Consider the following 16,418-nt stretch of genomic DNA (forward strand, 5'->3'; position numbering starts at 1 on the left):
GTATGATGTAATGCGAATTAAAAAAGCAGTTATTCCGGCAGCGGGTCTTGGAACCCGTTTCCTGCCAGCGACCAAAGCACAACCCAAAGAGATGTTACCGATCGTAAACAAACCGGCCATCCAATACATTGTTGAAGAAGCAGTGCAATCAGGCATTGAGAATATCCTCATTGTGACTGGACGCAACAAAAAATCCATTGAGGACCATTTTGATAAATCGGTTGAACTTGAACACTCTTTATATGCCAAGGGCAAACAGTCTTTACTGGAAGAGGTGCAGGCGATCAGCGAGATGGCCAATATTCATTTTATTCGTCAAAAGGAACCGCTTGGACTAGGGCACGCGATTGGGTGTGCACGGCAATTTGTAGGGGATGAACCTTTCGCGGTATTGCTCGGAGATGACATTATGGTGTCTGATCCGCCTGCACTTGCACAGATGGTCCATCTCTACGAAAAGACAGGCAACCAGATCATCGGTGTCCGTCAGGTAGACGCGGCAAATGTGAGCAAATATGGCATCATTGATTCGAATGGTGCAGAGGACCGGGTTCACCGGGTTACCAATCTGGTCGAAAAACCTTCTCTTGCAGAAGCTCCATCCCGAACAGCCGTAATGGGACGATACATTCTGAAACCTTCCATCTTTCCCATTCTGGATCAGATCGAGAGAGGGGCTGGAGGGGAATATCAGTTAACGGATGCCTTGAAAGAAGTGAGTCAGGTGGAGGAACTGTTGGCCCTTGAACTGCAGGGGCGCCGCTACGATATTGGTGATCAATTCGGATATATTCAGGCGATCTTGGAGATCGGACTAATGCGCAAGGAATTACAGCCCATGCTGACCCCCTATCTTCAGAAGCTTGCAACCCAGTGGGCATAGGGATTGATATGTAGCTTCCTGTAACGCTACAATGAGCAAGAAGTTCAAGTTGCTCTTTGAGGAGTGAGGAATCATGAATGAGTCTATCATCAGGGACCTTATTAAGTATATGGACGTGGAGGACAACGCCGCCATTCAGTACGTTCAGACCGAGCATCGGATGAAACTGGGACTCTTTTGGGGAATAGAGGAAGGTAGCCGGGTTCTGGAAATCGGATGTGGTCAGGGAGATACAACGGCCGTGCTTGCACACTTGGTGGGGGAGCATGGGTACGTTCATGGTGTAGATATTGCACCTGAGGATTATGGTGCACCTCTGACCGTAGGGGAAGCGGCAGCCAAGCTGCGGAGATCTCCGCTGGGTGATCGAATTCGAATGGATTATGATTTTGACATACTAAGTGATCAAGCCCAATTCGCCGAGAATGAGTTTGATGTTATCGTACTTTCCCATTGTTCATGGTACTTGAAATCGTTTGACGAACTCGCCCAGATTCTTAGCAAGGTTAGGACGTGGGGACATCGGTTATGTTTTGCCGAATGGGATGCACGAGTTACAGATGTGAGCCAGCTCTCACATTGGTTATCCGTTCTGATTCAGTCCCAGGTCGAATGTTACAAGGAGAACAGCTTCTCCAATGTGCGCACGCTCTTTACACCGGAGGATATCCAAGAGCTTGTCTCTGCGGCGGGCTGGATGATTAAGGAAGAGACTTCGATCCATTCTCCCGAGCTGCAGGACGGTCGCTGGGAAACCGAAATGACACTGGCAGAAGCGCCTGTGGAACTGAAATTGCTTCCGATCCCGGACAAAGTAAAAGCGCTTCTTCTTTCCGAACTGAAATTACTTAAGACACATCATGTCTCGGGGCCAGGGAGTCCATTGGGAACGTATGCGATTGTTGCGAAAAAGCAGTAAAGAAATAGCCATTTGCAGCAAATTTTAAAAAATGTGTTTACTTCATCACAGTAATTTTGATATTATAATCGCAATATCAAATGCGACGAAGAGACGAGTAGATAAAATTCATTCTTTCAAAGAGAGCTCCGGTAGCTGAAAAGGAGTAAAGAACTTTTTATCGAATAAAGACTCAGAGCAGCACATCGGAACTTAGCATTTAAGGGATGGTGTGACAGGAGCTCCTGTTACAGAGCTAGAGTATGAACGGTCTACAGCAAGCATCATGGTTGTATTCCTTACTTGAAGAGGCGGATATGGTGACATATTGGCGAATCTGGGTGGTACCACGAGAGTTCAATCTCGTCCCTGAGACTATTGTCTTGGGGATGGGATTTTTTGGTTTTTCCGGGGCTGTGACTACACGCTTTGGAATTGCCTGAATAGTGTTAATTAGGAAGTCAATTTCATAATACGTTTTTGGTGAGTTATGATATTGATACAAAGAGAAGCATCACTCAAACCGAAAGGAAATGATGATTAAATGTCAGCAAAATTGAAAGTCGGTATCGTCGGAGGAACGGGAATGGTAGGTCAGCGTTTCGTGGACCTGCTCGATCAACATCCATGGTTTGAAGTAACAGCTATTTCTGCAAGCGCCAATTCTGCAGGTAAAACATATGAAGAATCCGTACAAGGCAGATGGAAACTGGCAGTTCCTATTCCGGAAGCTGTGAAGAAAATCGTTGTTCAGGATGCTTCCCAGGTAGATGCTTTTGCCAGCCAGGTTGATTTTATTTTCTGCGCGGTTGATATGAAAAAGAATGAAATTCAAGCACTCGAAGAAGCTTACGCTAGAACAGGCACACCTGTGGTGTCCAATAACTCGGCTCACCGCTGGACGGCAGATGTACCAATGGTAATCCCTGAGATTAACCCGGGACATCTGGACGTGATTGAAGCTCAACGCAAACGTCTGGGTACCAAAACTGGATTCATTGCAGTAAAACCTAACTGCTCGATTCAGAGCTATGTGCCAGCACTGCATGCCTTGCGTGAGTTCAACCCGACTCAGGTTGTCGCTTCCACGTATCAAGCAATCTCCGGAGCAGGTAAAAACTTTACGGACTGGCCCGATATGCTCGATAATGTCATTCCATACATCGGTGGCGAAGAAGAGAAGAGTGAGCAGGAACCACTGCGGATCTGGGGTAGCATCGAAAATAATCAGATCGTGAAAGCATCTGCTCCATTAATTACAACACAATGTATTCGTGTTCCGGTAACGGATGGGCATCTGGCTACTGTGTTTGTAAACTTCGAGAAAAAACCAAGCAAAGATGAAATTCTGGAGCGTTGGTTGCAGTTCAAAGGTCGCCCACAAGAGCTCGCTCTGCCAAGCGCACCAAAACAATTCATTACGTATTTTGAAGAAGAGAACAGACCACAGACGAAACTGGATCGTGACATCGAACGCGGAATGGGTGTTTCCACAGGCCGACTGCGCGAAGATTCACTCTATGATTACAAATTCGTTGGATTATCCCACAACACGCTCCGCGGAGCAGCAGGTGGTGCGGTTCTGATCGCTGAACTGCTCAAAGCTGAAGGGTATATTCAGCCGAAATAAGCATTAGATTAAAGAGATTACATTGACGAAAAACGCCGACAATCATGTCGGCGTTTTTTTACATTCAAGTATTTTGTTAGGCGGCAGATGTCTTATCCGACTTTTGCAGAAGCTGAGAGCGGCGACCGAGCAGATAACCTGTCAGGGAAGCGAGCATTTGTTGGAATACCATACCAAGCACGACGGGGACAGCAACAGGTGGTGGAAAATAAGAAACAGCCAGTACTGCGCCTGCGCTGATATTACGCATGCCTCCATTGAACACCAGAGCGACCTGATCGGCCTCATTCCAGCCCAGCAATCGGGCGATGAAATAACTCAGCGCATAACCGAATGATGCCAGGAAAACAATGATGACCGCAAGACCAGCCAACTTCCAGTTGAAATCCGCCAAGTAGGGTGCAACGACAGATCCGTTAATCGCGACAACAGATGCCATAAACAATTTGGATAACGGATTCAATCTCGGTCCCCAGACCGGGACAATAGCGCCTTTAGTCCACTCATTCAAAAGCATACCGAGCAAGGACGGCACAACAATCATCCAGAACAGACTGCTCATCATGGCTGCCGTATCCAATGTGACACTGGTGCCGATTAACAGAGATAACACGCCGGGCACAACGAAAGGCGCAAGCATGGTATCAATCAGGATGATGGAAAGTGTAAGTGCGATATTGCCCCGATAGATACTGACCCAGATGAAGCTGCTGATCCCTGTCGGAATCACGGCTGCCAGAACAAGGCCTGTTATGGTGTAAGCATCTGTAGGGAAGACCAGATGACCCATGCCCAGAGCGATGAGAGGCATAGCCAGATGCAAAATAAACAGACATACAAACAGGGGGAACGGCTTCTTCAGCACGTTTACAAAATCCCGTATCCCAAGACTGATACTTCCAGCGAACGTCATGAACGCAAAGAGCCAAGGGGATAAAAAGGTATAAGAAGAAAGAAAACTCCCGCATAACACGCCAATAATAATGCTGATTGGGGTAATCAGTGGCATGATGCGGTTCAAGCGTTGGTTTATGGCTTGAAGCATAATCATGACATCCCTTTACCGTGTGATTCTACTATTATACATGTTAATAACGCCGGCTGCAGACCCATTTGCAATGAAGCAGTCTGAAAAGGTATCATGGACTTGGAACAAGGATTCCGAATAGGAGAAGGGGAGATGATCATGTTCATAAGAAAAAGAAAGCACACGTTAATGATGACAGGCCTTATTGCATCAAGTATTCTGCTGATTTCAGCCTGTTCTGTCGTGGAACAAGCCAATCAAAGTCTAAATTATGTGAGCGGGGCTACTGATTATATAGAACAGGTATCGACCGCCGGGGCTGATCTGCAAGAGCTCGCTTCGGGTGCGGTGAATACCCCGGAGATTACGACGCAGATTCAAGAGAAAATCGATCTGATTCAAGCAGAAGCGAGCGAATTTTCTCAGCTGACGGCACCAGCAATAGGAGAAAGCATTCATGAGAATCTGGTCAGCTACAATACGCAATTAACGGAAGTCGTGGACAATTTCGAGAATACGATTGCAGAGCAAGGCTTTACGGCTGAAAACTGGGAGAAGACGGGCATTCCTGAACTGATTACCAACATCAATAATTTGAAAGATCCGCTAAGCGGGCTTCAGGGAGAATAAGATGAATTAATCTAACTACATGAAAAGGGTGAGACATCGGAGTGATTGAATTACCGATATGTTCGCCTTTTTTATTTTCCGAAAACTCATGCATATTTAATGTCACTGGAGCTAGACTATATCAAGTAATCATGAGATGCATATGACATTTATCTCATATTCATGTGAAGATGATCTGTGATTTGACAAGGCTGTGACAGAGGCGTATGATAAAAATATAAGTTAATAAAATATAGTTACTTACTATAAGTTTATGGTGTGACTAAATATATTTTGCCAAAGGAGACCTACGTTATGACTCAACACAATGGAAAAGTAATCATTATTACAGGTGGAGCTAGTGGTATTGGTAAAGAGACAGCACTTCAACTTTCGGATCTAGGTGCGACTATTGTTATCGCTGACTATAATGAAGAGGGTGCGAAGAAGCTTGCCGCAGAGATTGAAGCAGCAGGTGGAACAGCGGGCGCATATAAAGTGGATGTATCCAAAGGGGACGAAATTAAAGCTCTCATCGACTGGACAGTAGAGCAATATGGTACGCTGAGCGGTATTTTCAATAACGCAGGGATCGGACTCGTGAAGCCGTTTCTGGAGATGGACCCGGAATCCTATCACAGAGTCATTGATGTAGATCAACACAGTGTGTACTATGGCATGTATTATGGTGCGAAAAAAATGGTTGAATTGAATGTACAAGGTACCATTGTAAATACAGCTTCGATCTATGGAAGTGTTGCGGCAGTAGGTAGTTTCAACTACAACGCAGCGAAGGCTGCTGTTGTCATGATGTCCAAATCCGGTGCACTTGAACTTGCTGAGCATGGAATTCGTGTAGTTGGTGTAGCACCTGGCTTTATCGAAACCCCGATTCTGGGTGATGACCAAGCCATGAAGGATGCGCTTGCTACTCAACATATGCGTGGAGAGCTTATTCAACCGGAGAAAGTAGCCAGTGTGGTTACATTCCTGTTCAGTGATGCAGCAAGTGCAGTGAACGGGACAACCGTTGCCGTAGATGATGGATTCCTCAGCTTCAAAACTAAATAAGTACCCTTTTAATATAAAGGTACTCATTTCAGAAAAAAGAAAAACAGAAAAAAACGGTGCAGAACGATTTATTCGTTTTGCACCGTTTTTGTATTTTCATTATAAAGTAATCGTAGCGTATGAGATGGAAATAAGTTTGTCGAATCATCCCGAAAATTCAGAGATCATGATACAATTAGCAAGGTTGTATCTGTTTATCATTTTGTGGTGTCATATACAATTCGAACGCCGAGAGAGCCATAACTCTCTTCTTTGTAATGACATTGAGAACAGGTCTTGGTCGAGCATAATGCATCGTTATGAACTTGTAATTTTTCGTTGCACTGTGGACATTTATTTTCAAAAAGAGTCTTTAACACGTTAAACATGATTAATCACTCATTTCGGATTAATTTACTTGGTTTTCATTATAACGGATAATATTCGCCGTGTATACCACTTTTACGTTGAATCGAAATGAGATATATATTGCACGAAAGGAAGCGCATAACCGATGGATCTTTTGCTTTTTGTCATCATGTTTATACTGGGTCTGGTCGGTTCATTCTTCTCCGGTTTGTTGGGTATTGGTGGGGCCATTATCAATTATCCGCTGCTGTTATATGTTCCATCCTGGATGGGATTGGAGCCGTTCTCAGCACATCAGGTATCGTCGATCAGTATGTTTCAAGTGTTTTTCGCTTCACTTGCTGGTGTGATTGCATTTCGCAGAAAAGTAAAAACGGGTAGAAGTGGCGGGGCGATCGTTCACCGCGGATTGGTGCTGTACATGGGTTCCAGCATTCTTGCTGGCAGTCTGATTGGCGGGTTCATATCCGGTCATCTGGACGGAAGAATTATTAATCTGATCTATGGCATTCTGGCGATCATTGCGATTGTACTCATGCTCATTCCCGGAAAAGGGAAGCTTGAGACATCCGCTCCACTGGTGTTTAACCGATGGGTTGCGGCAGGTACTGCTTTTGCAGTAGGAATTGTGTCTGGAATTGTTGGTGCGGGGGGTGCTTTTATCCTTATCCCAATCATGCTGACGATTCTCAACATCCCCGTACGAACGACGATTGCTTCTTCACTGGCGATTGTATTTATCTCGGCCATTGGCGGCGTTATAGGGAAAATTACGGGTGGAGACATTCCGCTGGAACCCATCATCTATACGGTAATCGGAAGTCTGCTAGGGGCATCCCTTGGTTCACGAGTTAGTTCGATGATCAATGTGAGCTTACTTCGGTATGCATTAATTGTCATCATCGCCATCACGGCGGTTAAAGTCTGGTCTTCTATTCTGTAAAATCATCTACGTGGGAATGAACAATGACGATTTCGTAACCAAACGGTTGGATCGCCGTATATAGGTTATGAACATGAGCTGAAGCGTTGGATACACGATTAAATGAGTTCAGTTTTCGTCCATGGAGCACCTCATACTCCTTTCATGGATACATGTTTAACATTAATAGAAGTTGAGGTATCCATCCTATGAATAACGTACTTACAGACCAGGCTGATGCAGGTTATCGGCTAGCTGAGCAGAAAGCATCTCAGTATTTTACTTCTCTTAGACAGCAACTTATGGCTAATACGTATACTACAGCACTTACCCAAGATATTCATGTATGGCAAAAAAAACATATTCATCGTTTTGCCTGGCTTTCTCTTTTATCACCAAGCAAAAGAAAACCGGATCCTCGGGATGTTCATAGATATATCCATTGGCTGAATACTACTGGAAAGCTGGATGATTACCTGGATCGGAGTATCTCATATATTTATATGCGAGATTTGGGGCAAGCCCTTGATTCTCCAGATACGCAAGCCCGAGTACAGCACGTTGTCCAGAATACCAAAAAATACTTTATGGGCTCTGCTACTGGGCGCAAAGGACAGCCCGATTATATCAGTCTTGCTGCGTTGTACCGGTGGGGACAGAAGGAGCACATTGAACCTGCCGTCATCTGGGTAATGGACAAATTAAAGAACGTAGCATCCAACATCCCGAAAGAGCTGGATGCAGAGCAGGCGCAGCGGAAGCTCATCAAGATCATTCTCGGCGTGGTCCTTCATGTGGACGATGAGATGAACGAGCAGACACCACCTGAAGAACGTGCCCAAAGATTTGATGCAGCGATTCGACTCGGTTATTCGTACGGTTTGACGTATCCATTTGTGGACGACCTACTGGATTCTCAAGCCCTGACTGTTCAGGAAAAAGAGCAATATTCTCTGATGATACGTGATGCACTTCTTACCGGGGTCGTACCTGATCTTGGAGAATGGAAAGGCAGCAATCTTGAAGTGATTGAATATGTGCATTCCGAGCTTCGGGAAGCATTTGAGTATATCAAGAATTATCAGCATCCAGAGAAACAGCGCACGTTCCTAGAGCAATCCTATGTGTTCTTTCAGTCTCAGGAGATTGATCGTAGCAAGAAATTAGCCAATGCGAATTATAGCAATGAAGAACTGTACATTCCGATTATTATCAAATCTTCTTCCTCCCGATTAATCGTTCGGTCTGTTCTCAGTGCGCCAGTCGATGAAGGATTCGATCTGCGGACGTTCTATTACGGGATATATAATCAGCTGGCCGATGATTTTGCCGATATGTTTGACGATATGGAAGAAGGGGCAGTGACTCCGTATACGTACTATTTGAAATATCGAGATTTGCGCCCTGATCTGATTAATCCGTATGAATTGTATTGGGCAGTCATCTCTCATCTGATCCATGATGTATACAACTCAGACGCCAAGACCCGTGAGGTGATACTGGATCGTGCTATTAACGGGCTGAAGCGTTGTAAAGAACGGTTGGGGCAGGAGAAATATGATGAAGTGATGATGATTTTTGCCTCTGGGCAGCCTGAATTCAACCGACTGGTTCAGCAGATGGTGCGAAAAGCGGATGACGTTGATTTCTTGGATAAATTGTTACGGGATCAGGTCGTGCTTCAATTGAAAAACGACAAGCAGGAGAAAGAGGAGTTCAAGCAGACCATTCGAACGGTTCGCGAACAGATTAATGTGGAGTTGCAGATTGCGAAACCAAATGGCCTTCATGAGATGAAAGAAACGCTGATCGATGCAGCCAATTACAGCTTGCAGGGAGATGGGAAAAGGCTACGCCCCATATTAACCTGGGTTATGGGTGTCCGCGAGTATGGTTTACCTGAATCATCTATCGTTCCGCTGCTTAGATCGCTGGAGTACATGCATACCGCTTCCCTGATCTTCGATGATCTGCCTACACAGGATAATGCTTCGACAAGGCGTGGACGTTCTACGCTGCACCACGTACACAATAGCGCCACAGCAGAGCTTACCGGTCTATTTCTTATCCAGAAGGCGATTGGAGAGCAATCTTCATTGGATCGCTTTGATGCGGCAACCGTGCTCACACTCATTCAGTATTCAGCTGAAAAAGCAGAGGATATGTGTATGGGGCAGGCGATGGATCTGAATTCCAAAGGTAAGGCATTGACGCTTGAGCAGTTGAACATGATCTGTTTTTACAAAACAGGTATTGCCTTCGAAGCTGCTCTGGTCATGCCAGCCATTCTTGCCCAAGTGAAGGAAGCGGAGATAGCTACGCTGAAAAAGTTCGCTTATCATGCGGGGATCGCCTTCCAGATCAAGGACGACTTGCTGGATTTCGAAGGAAATCACCTCATTCTTGGGAAACCAGCAGGTCAGGATGAGCGGAACAACAATTCCACCTTTGTATCTATTCTCGGTGATGAAGGCGCGAAGAAAGCGATGTGGGAGCATTATTGTCTCGCCACAGATGCATTGACTGAGATGCCGAAGCCTATTCCGTTTTTGAGACATCTATTGGATTATCTCGTTGGTCGCGAGCGCTAACCCATTATTCTCACAATTCCTTGTTTCATATGACTTATAATGAGATATAACGACAAAGGTCGGGATTCCATACGGATGGATTCCAGGCCTTGTTTGGTTTTATAGACACAAATTCCTTGGAAAGATTTGTTTCAACGGCTGAAATTCTGGGTATTAAGCAGGTACTGTTGTGTTTAAACCGGCTAATTTTTATAAAACAATTTATATCAGGCGAAATTTAAATTTCGACATTCTTTATCTTGAGTTTATATGCCAAAAGGAGAGCTTACAATGCAGGTTCAAAAGGTCGATCATCATGAATTGTTCGAACAGATCTATAACCAAGCGCCTATTGGAATTGCACTCGTTGCTCCGACAGGACAATGGATGAAAGTGAACCCTGCTTTTAGCTATATGCTTGGTTATACAAGTGATGAATTAATGGCTCTCAGTTATCAGGATATTACGCATCAGGATGATTCACCACAAGATGTGATTTATAGTTACGAGTTATTTGAAGGTAAATCAAATGAGAATAAATACGAAAAGCGTTATATCAATAAAAATGGTGATATCTTATGGTGCTCCATGCATGTTTCCTTGGTTCGAAGTGAAATTACGGATGAGCCGCTTTACTTCATTTGTCATATTATTGATATTACCAATCGTAAACTGTCTGAACAAAAGCTTCTAGATAGTGAAGAAGTGTTCAAACTTATTACGGATCATGCTCAGGAGATCATTTATATTGCTGATTTAGAGGGAGTTTGTCGATTCTGCTCACCATCAGTCCAACGTCTATTGGGTTATTCTCCGGAAGAAGTGATAGGCCAAAATAATAACGCTTACTTCCACCCACAAGATCTGGAACGGATCTCACAGATGGACTTAACTAAAGGCAATCTGTTGAACATTAGAGTTCGCCATAAAGATGGGTATTATCTGTGGTTTGAAACGACATATAAGGTCTTTGGTGATGCTGAGCATGATCAGCAGATTCTTTCGATTGGGCGGGATATATCTGAGCGAAAAAAACAAAAGGATATCAGTGCAGAGGCGGAACGCATCGCATTAATTGGCAGTTGGGAATGGGATATGGTCAAAGACCATATTACAGTTTCAGATCAGATCTTTGAGATTTTTGAACTTGAACGCACGTGCAAACCATATCGTGTAAGTGATGTTTTTGATGCTATGGATTCTGCGGATCTAGCCTATTTACAAAAACATGTTACACGGGTAAAACAGGGTGAAGCGCTCGATTTTGAATACAAACACATCAGCTCTGACGGAAGTGAAAAGTATCTTCACTTGCGGGGGTTGATTACACTCGATGAGCATCGTCAGCCAATCCAGCTCAACGGCACACTACAGGATATCACGGAACGCAAGCGCATCGAATTTAAATTGCAGGAATCTGTGGAGCGATACACCTCGCTTAAGAAATACAATCATGATGCCATTATCTCGTTTAACATGGATGGTAATATCATGAATGCTAATCCAGTAGCGGTGCAAATGACGGGCTGTCCTGTGGCTGAAATGATTGGCACAAGCATAAGCAGATTTGTCGGAGCCAGTAATCTGGGTCTGATTCTGGGCATTGATTATGAGTTGGCTGAAAAGGAGATCAACGCTGTTCGGCACACGGATGGATCTGAGACAGAAGTTTTGGCTACACTTGCTCCGATCATTATTAATACATCCAATGTCGGGTTTTACCTGATTGCGAAGGATATTACGGAGCAGAAAAAACTGCTTGTAGCCAAAGAGACAGCGGAGAGAATGAATAAGGCCAAAAGTGAATTTTTGGCGATGATGAGCCATGAAATCCGCACACCTATGAACGGTGTAATTGGGATGACGGATTTGCTCCTGGATACCCCCGGACTTAGCGGGGAACAAAAGGAATATATCGAAATCATCCAGAAGAGTGGAGATTCTTTGCTGGCCATTATTAATGATATTCTTGATTTCTCCAAAATCGAGTCAGGCAAAACCGATCTGCTAGACGATCCTTTTGATCTCGTAGAGATCGTGACAGAGACGGTGCAAATCGTAAAACCACTAGCTCGTGAAAAAAAGCTTGACGTTCGTTTGTGCATAGATGATGCCATTCCATCTCCGGTGTATGGTGATGCTTATCGTCTTAAACAGGTACTTACCAATATCATCGGCAACGCCGTCAAATTCACTTCAGAAGGCGGCGTGGAAGTGAAGGTGGGGGTTAGGGAGCATTGCAGCAGTAACGTGCAGCTTTATTTTAAGGTAAAGGATTCCGGAATTGGGATTCCGGTTGAGAGAAAACAACAATTGTTTGAACCGTTCTACCAACTGGAGAATTTTATGACCCGCAAACCTCAAGGTACCGGTCTTGGCCTAGCCATTAGCAAGAAACTGGTGGAGCTCATGCAGGGAGAGATCTGGATCGAGGAATCGGATGAGCCGGGTACAATATTTATATTTACCGCCCGATTTAAATTAAATAACGGTGAAGAGAGCAACAGCATAGATCAACAGCAGAAGAAGAGCAGAACATCAGCCTTGCGGATTTTAATTGCAGAAGACAATGAGGTGAATCAGCTCGTCCTTAGCAGGATCATTGAGAAAAAAGGACACTTCGTGGATCATGTGGCGGACGGTGTTGAGGCGGTTGAGGCGGTCAAACACAATTCATATGATATTATCTTCATGGATGTGCATATGCCAAGGCTTAATGGATTCGAAGCGACAAAAGTGATTAAAGAAATTAAGCCATCTGAGGATTGTCCATATATTATTGCGGTAACTGCAAATGCCGTAAGAGGAGACATGGATAAATGCTTAAAGGCAGGCATGGATGCATATATAAGCAAACCGATTAAAATCGAATCCATTATGCAAGCTTTGGAGACCTATTACATCAAAAATAATCTCTGAGTGCACTAAAAATCGATCGGCATAGAGCCGCTAGCTTATCATAAATAGGCTAGCGGCTTTCGTATTATCAGGTTAGCCAGTAATTACTGGTTGGCCTTTTTTTGTGGTCGTTTTACGATGGGGGAAGCCGGGAGAACGTAGCGGCTTTAGGGGCTTGGACCTCGTAACAAAAACAGTTCTCCCACGACCTCCAAAAGACCATGTTTGGGCTGGTAGGGGCAGTTGACCCCGTATAACAAGCGAAGCTATGGGTTTGGAACCATCGTGGAAAAGACCGGCGAAACGAAAGATAAGGAGTGAGGACATGGAACCTGTTGTTGGTGTAGATGTCGCTAAAGGTTCAAGTGTGGTGCAGGCATTTCGAAAACGAAATGAGCCTATTGGCAAAGCAATTGTCATTGCGCATGGAGCGAGTGGGTTCGAACAATTCACGGAGATGTTAGGCGCGCTTCAAGTCGAAACGGGTGTTGCTCCAGTGGTCGTTTTGGAAGCGACGGGGCATTATCATCGTGCTTTGGTATCCTGTCTAAATCGGAGTGGCTACACCTACTACATTGTAAATCCCTTGCAATCCAAGCGAGCCAAGGGAACGCAGTTACGCAAAGTTGAAACAGACGCTGCAGATGCTTGGCATCTGGCAGAGATGTACTATCGCGGCGATGTGAAACCCCATCGAACTTGGGATGAGACATTTACGGAGCTACAGCATTTGACCCGGCAGCATGAGTTTGTCACGGGAATCTTTGTACAGGCGAAACTGAACAGCAGAGCCTTGCTGGAGCAAGTATTTCCGGTGTATGAGCAGATATTTTATAATGTGTTTTCAACAACATCATTGACAGTTCTGTCTCATTGTTTGGAGGGAAGTGTGACGAATTGGAACGAAGTCATTCAGGGAAATTCGGGACGATCCCATTCCAAGCGATGGACCGATGAAAAAGCTAGAAAACTGGAAGAAGTACTGGATGAATGGAGAGAAATTCAGCGTAGCCCGCTCAAAGCAAGGCACTGCTTGGCATGGTGTCTTTATTATTGACGATGATCCGACAGCTGGAGGAGCTTGAAAAGCAAATGGAGGACATGGCGAAAGGCCTGCCCGAGGTTGAACTGGTGAAAAGTATTCCGGGGATTGGAACGAAACTGGCCGCAGCCATTGTAGCTGAACTAGGTGATGTAAAACAGTTTAGTGATGCGAAGCAACTTGTGGCGTTTGCAGGCCTTGACCCCGGGATTTTCAGTTCGGGAAAGTTCACAGCGACCAGTACACGAATCACGAAACGAGGCTCTAAAAGGCTTAGACGTTCACTGTATTTAGCAGTGCAATGCGGAATGCGAAAGAATGCCAATGCAAGAATCCGGTCGTACTATGAGAAAAAAAGAAAAGAGGGCAAGCCCTACAAGGTGGCCGTGATTGCCTGCGCGAACAAGCTGTTGCATCACATTTTCGCCATCTTGCAGAAGAGCCAGCCCTACCAAGGGTAATCCATATTTAACTAAAACCTCCATAGCCGTGGAGGTTATTCGTGTTGGTCGGAAAAAGTATATCACGAAAAGAGAACTCATCCAACCAGAAATGCTTGACAAACATTAGCTGGTTTTTGTTTTTGTTTCAACTATTGAAAAGCGTGCCTATGGATTTTTGATCCACAGTTTGGAGATGTCCATATATCCGAATTCTGCGATTTGCATGCCGAAAATGCTCTGATCCAGTTCAGCCTGCTTGTTCATGTGACAGCCATGCAAGATCCAGCAGTGATCACGCAGCAAAGCCTCGACTTCATCCAGAAGCGCTGTACGGTCTGCCCGATGGAGCTGAGCGAAATGATCCAGTTTGTCATCCACCAGGGACTGGAAAGCAGGAGACATACACATATGAAAATGATTGGACAGGTTTTTGAAAAAATGAATCATGCCGAACTGCCAGTCTTCCTCCAGTATCTCCTCAGCCAGAATCAATTGCGCGCTCAAGGTTTCCTCTGAATTGAGATAATCCACAACAGCCTGCATGCTGATGTTCAGACCGATGGACTGCGCACGACACTGAAACCACTCCGCAACGTCTGCATCCTTATTATGCTTATACGATAATGTTATCGTCTCGCCTTGGTACCCACAGTTAAGCAATAATTCACGAGCATGCTCAAGAGAGGCGGCTGTCCAGTCTTGGGCTACACTTCTCCAGGGCAGGAAGCTGCTGGCTGGTGTAATTCGATTTCCACCGAGATCTCTGACAAGTGCGGCCGAATCATAGACGATCCGCAGGGCTTGTCGAAATAGGGGATGATGATGGATACCTTCCTTTTGAAAATTGAAAAGCATATACTGACAGCCCAATGTCGGATAATTGATACTGTTCGTCTGATCACAGCCTGTTGCGAGACTCAATCGATCTGTACCCGGTAGCTCATAATAGCGATCATTCGGACTCAAGTCAGGCACAAACCAAAAATGGACTTGATCCAGATGTGGCCGGATGCCGTAATACGCATCGAAAGCGGCAAGCTCTAGCACATCTTTATTCTGCTCTATGATCTGAAAAGGGCCGGTACCTATTAAGGTATTGGTTACATTGTAATCGTAGGGCAGGATCGTCATCCGAATGCAACTGAACAGATGCAAGAAGAACCGATTAGGCCGATGTAGAACAAACTTGATACAGTAATCTCCAGCTACTTCCGCACGTTCGATATCCCGATACAACCAGATGGACGGACTATGCACATCTATCAACCGTTGCAACGTCGCTTGCACATCCCGGGACGTCATGACACGGCCATTGTGGAAACGTACACCTTTCCGGAGATAGAAGGTCCATAAACGATGGTCCTCGCTGCACTCCCACATGTGAGCCAGTGCTGGCAGGAATGATTCCGTCTTGACATCATAAGTGATCAACGTATTACAGACCTGGCTCAGCAGATAGGTTTCAAATGCAGTATAAACAAAGGCTGGATCCAGATCACATAATTGGCGAGACCTCATGATGCGTAGAATATCCTGACCAGAGGCAGTTTCATCCTGGCTGTGAAATCCCATCTGTTGATGAAGGGAAAGCAGGAGCTGTTCTCGCAGTGAATCCTGCAACTGAACGGTTCCGATGAGTTCAATGGCTTCTTTCATTTTGCCTTTACCCAGAAGTTCGGTAAAACTCGCTTCCAACGCTTCATTCATGCTACGCAGCATCGTTAGCTCCGAATGATGTCCACGACCACGTCCGGGTTGCCAGTGAATGAAGCCTTGCTCCTCCAATTTTCTGAGAATGAATTTCACATTACGAGGGGTGCAGCACAAGGCGGCGGACAGGCTGTCAATCGTTACCGCTACAGGTTCATGAAGCTTGAAAGAAAGCTGTTCGGCCCCGGCGAGCCTTATAAAGTGTGTATGTAGGGTATCCATGGTCATGACTCCTCTATTAAAGGTGAAAAGTGTGATCATGTGTTTACACTTTTACTTCTCCCTTTTATCCTTACAATTATACATTAGTAGAGGTTGTTCAAAAAGTGCTGAAAACCGGACTTTTTGAACACGCATTGGAGCAGTC

The 16,418-nt window shown here is 45.0% G+C and carries 12 protein-coding genes and 1 other annotated feature; of the genes, 10 read left to right on the top strand and 2 right to left on the bottom strand.

Features of this window, described 5'->3' with window-relative positions; translation table 11 throughout:
* Positions 1–10: 10 nt before the first annotated feature.
* From galU to asd, 3 genes are all read left to right on the top strand, one after another.
* The gene (gene galU / locus OM416_RS24260) at positions 11–883 is read left to right on the top strand and encodes a UTP--glucose-1-phosphate uridylyltransferase GalU (protein WP_264933843.1); all 873 of its coding nucleotides are present in this window, start codon (positions 11–13) and stop codon (positions 881–883) included.
* 73 nt (positions 884–956) lie between these two features.
* Entirely contained in the window at positions 957–1,802 is an 846-nt protein-coding gene (locus OM416_RS24265; RefSeq protein WP_264933844.1) for a class I SAM-dependent methyltransferase, read from the top strand.
* A 76-nt stretch (positions 1,803–1,878) separates the two neighbouring features.
* Positions 1,879–2,155, top strand: a binding site (T-box leader).
* A gap of 170 nt (positions 2,156–2,325) precedes the next feature.
* A complete protein-coding gene (gene asd, locus OM416_RS24270) occupies positions 2,326–3,411 on the top strand; it encodes an aspartate-semialdehyde dehydrogenase (RefSeq protein WP_264933846.1) in 1,086 nt (361 codons plus the stop codon).
* Positions 3,412–3,487: 76 nt separating this feature from the next.
* Here asd and OM416_RS24275 read toward each other — a convergent pair whose 3' ends face one another.
* The gene (locus tag OM416_RS24275) at positions 3,488–4,456 is read right to left on the bottom strand and encodes a bile acid:sodium symporter family protein (protein WP_264933848.1); all 969 of its coding nucleotides are present in this window, start codon (positions 4,454–4,456) and stop codon (positions 3,488–3,490) included.
* 141 nt (positions 4,457–4,597) lie between these two features.
* Between OM416_RS24275 and OM416_RS24280 the strand changes: the two genes are divergently transcribed.
* From OM416_RS24280 to OM416_RS24310, 7 genes are all read left to right on the top strand, one after another.
* Entirely contained in the window at positions 4,598–5,068 is a 471-nt protein-coding gene (locus OM416_RS24280) for a DUF6376 family protein (protein WP_264933850.1), read from the top strand.
* Positions 5,069–5,362: 294 nt separating this feature from the next.
* Positions 5,363–6,118 (top strand): SDR family NAD(P)-dependent oxidoreductase, encoded by a 756-nt coding sequence (locus OM416_RS24285; RefSeq protein ID WP_264933852.1) that lies wholly within the window; start codon positions 5,363–5,365, stop codon positions 6,116–6,118.
* 493 nt (positions 6,119–6,611) lie between these two features.
* On the top strand, positions 6,612–7,409 hold the full coding sequence (locus tag OM416_RS24290) for a sulfite exporter TauE/SafE family protein (protein WP_264933854.1): 798 nt from the start codon (positions 6,612–6,614) through the stop codon (positions 7,407–7,409).
* Between the two features lie 188 nt (positions 7,410–7,597).
* A complete protein-coding gene (locus OM416_RS24295) occupies positions 7,598–9,979 on the top strand; it encodes a polyprenyl synthetase family protein (RefSeq protein ID WP_264933856.1) in 2,382 nt (793 codons plus the stop codon).
* 270 nt (positions 9,980–10,249) lie between these two features.
* A complete protein-coding gene (locus tag OM416_RS24300; RefSeq protein WP_264933859.1) occupies positions 10,250–12,877 on the top strand; it encodes a PAS domain S-box protein in 2,628 nt (875 codons plus the stop codon).
* A 304-nt stretch (positions 12,878–13,181) separates the two neighbouring features.
* Positions 13,182–13,913 (top strand): IS110 family transposase, encoded by a 732-nt coding sequence (locus OM416_RS24305; protein WP_264933860.1) that lies wholly within the window; start codon positions 13,182–13,184, stop codon positions 13,911–13,913.
* Between the two features lie 2 nt (positions 13,914–13,915).
* Positions 13,916–14,359 carry an IS110 family transposase gene (locus OM416_RS24310; protein ID WP_264934041.1) on the top strand — a complete coding sequence of 148 codons (444 nt, stop codon included), beginning with the start codon at positions 13,916–13,918 and terminating at the stop codon, positions 14,357–14,359.
* Between the two features lie 147 nt (positions 14,360–14,506).
* Here the strand turns inward: OM416_RS24310 and OM416_RS24315 are convergent, their stop codons facing one another.
* A complete protein-coding gene (locus OM416_RS24315) occupies positions 14,507–16,273 on the bottom strand; it encodes an ABC transporter substrate-binding protein (RefSeq protein ID WP_264933862.1) in 1,767 nt (588 codons plus the stop codon).
* Between the last annotated feature and the right edge of the window lie 145 nt (positions 16,274–16,418).

The organism is Paenibacillus sp. LS1, assembly GCF_026013365.1.
Lineage (GTDB): Bacteria > Bacillota > Bacilli > Paenibacillales > Paenibacillaceae > Paenibacillus.

Coding starts and splice junctions, on each gene's coding strand:
- galU (WP_264933843.1), top strand. CDS start 11: ATGCGAATTAAAAAAGCAGTTATTCCGGCAGCGGGTCTTGGAACCCGT.
- OM416_RS24265 (WP_264933844.1), top strand. CDS start 957: ATGAATGAGTCTATCATCAGGGACCTTATTAAGTATATGGACGTGGAG.
- OM416_RS24300 (WP_264933859.1), top strand. CDS start 10,250: ATGCAGGTTCAAAAGGTCGATCATCATGAATTGTTCGAACAGATCTAT.
- OM416_RS24310 (WP_264934041.1), top strand. CDS start 13,916: ATGATCCGACAGCTGGAGGAGCTTGAAAAGCAAATGGAGGACATGGCG.
- asd (WP_264933846.1), top strand. CDS start 2,326: ATGTCAGCAAAATTGAAAGTCGGTATCGTCGGAGGAACGGGAATGGTA.
- OM416_RS24305 (WP_264933860.1), top strand. CDS start 13,182: ATGGAACCTGTTGTTGGTGTAGATGTCGCTAAAGGTTCAAGTGTGGTG.
- OM416_RS24275 (WP_264933848.1), bottom strand. CDS start 4,456: ATGCTTCAAGCCATAAACCAACGCTTGAACCGCATCATGCCACTGATT.
- OM416_RS24285 (WP_264933852.1), top strand. CDS start 5,363: ATGACTCAACACAATGGAAAAGTAATCATTATTACAGGTGGAGCTAGT.
- OM416_RS24315 (WP_264933862.1), bottom strand. CDS start 16,273: ATGGATACCCTACATACACACTTTATAAGGCTCGCCGGGGCCGAACAG.
- OM416_RS24295 (WP_264933856.1), top strand. CDS start 7,598: ATGAATAACGTACTTACAGACCAGGCTGATGCAGGTTATCGGCTAGCT.
- OM416_RS24280 (WP_264933850.1), top strand. CDS start 4,598: ATGTTCATAAGAAAAAGAAAGCACACGTTAATGATGACAGGCCTTATT.
- OM416_RS24290 (WP_264933854.1), top strand. CDS start 6,612: ATGGATCTTTTGCTTTTTGTCATCATGTTTATACTGGGTCTGGTCGGT.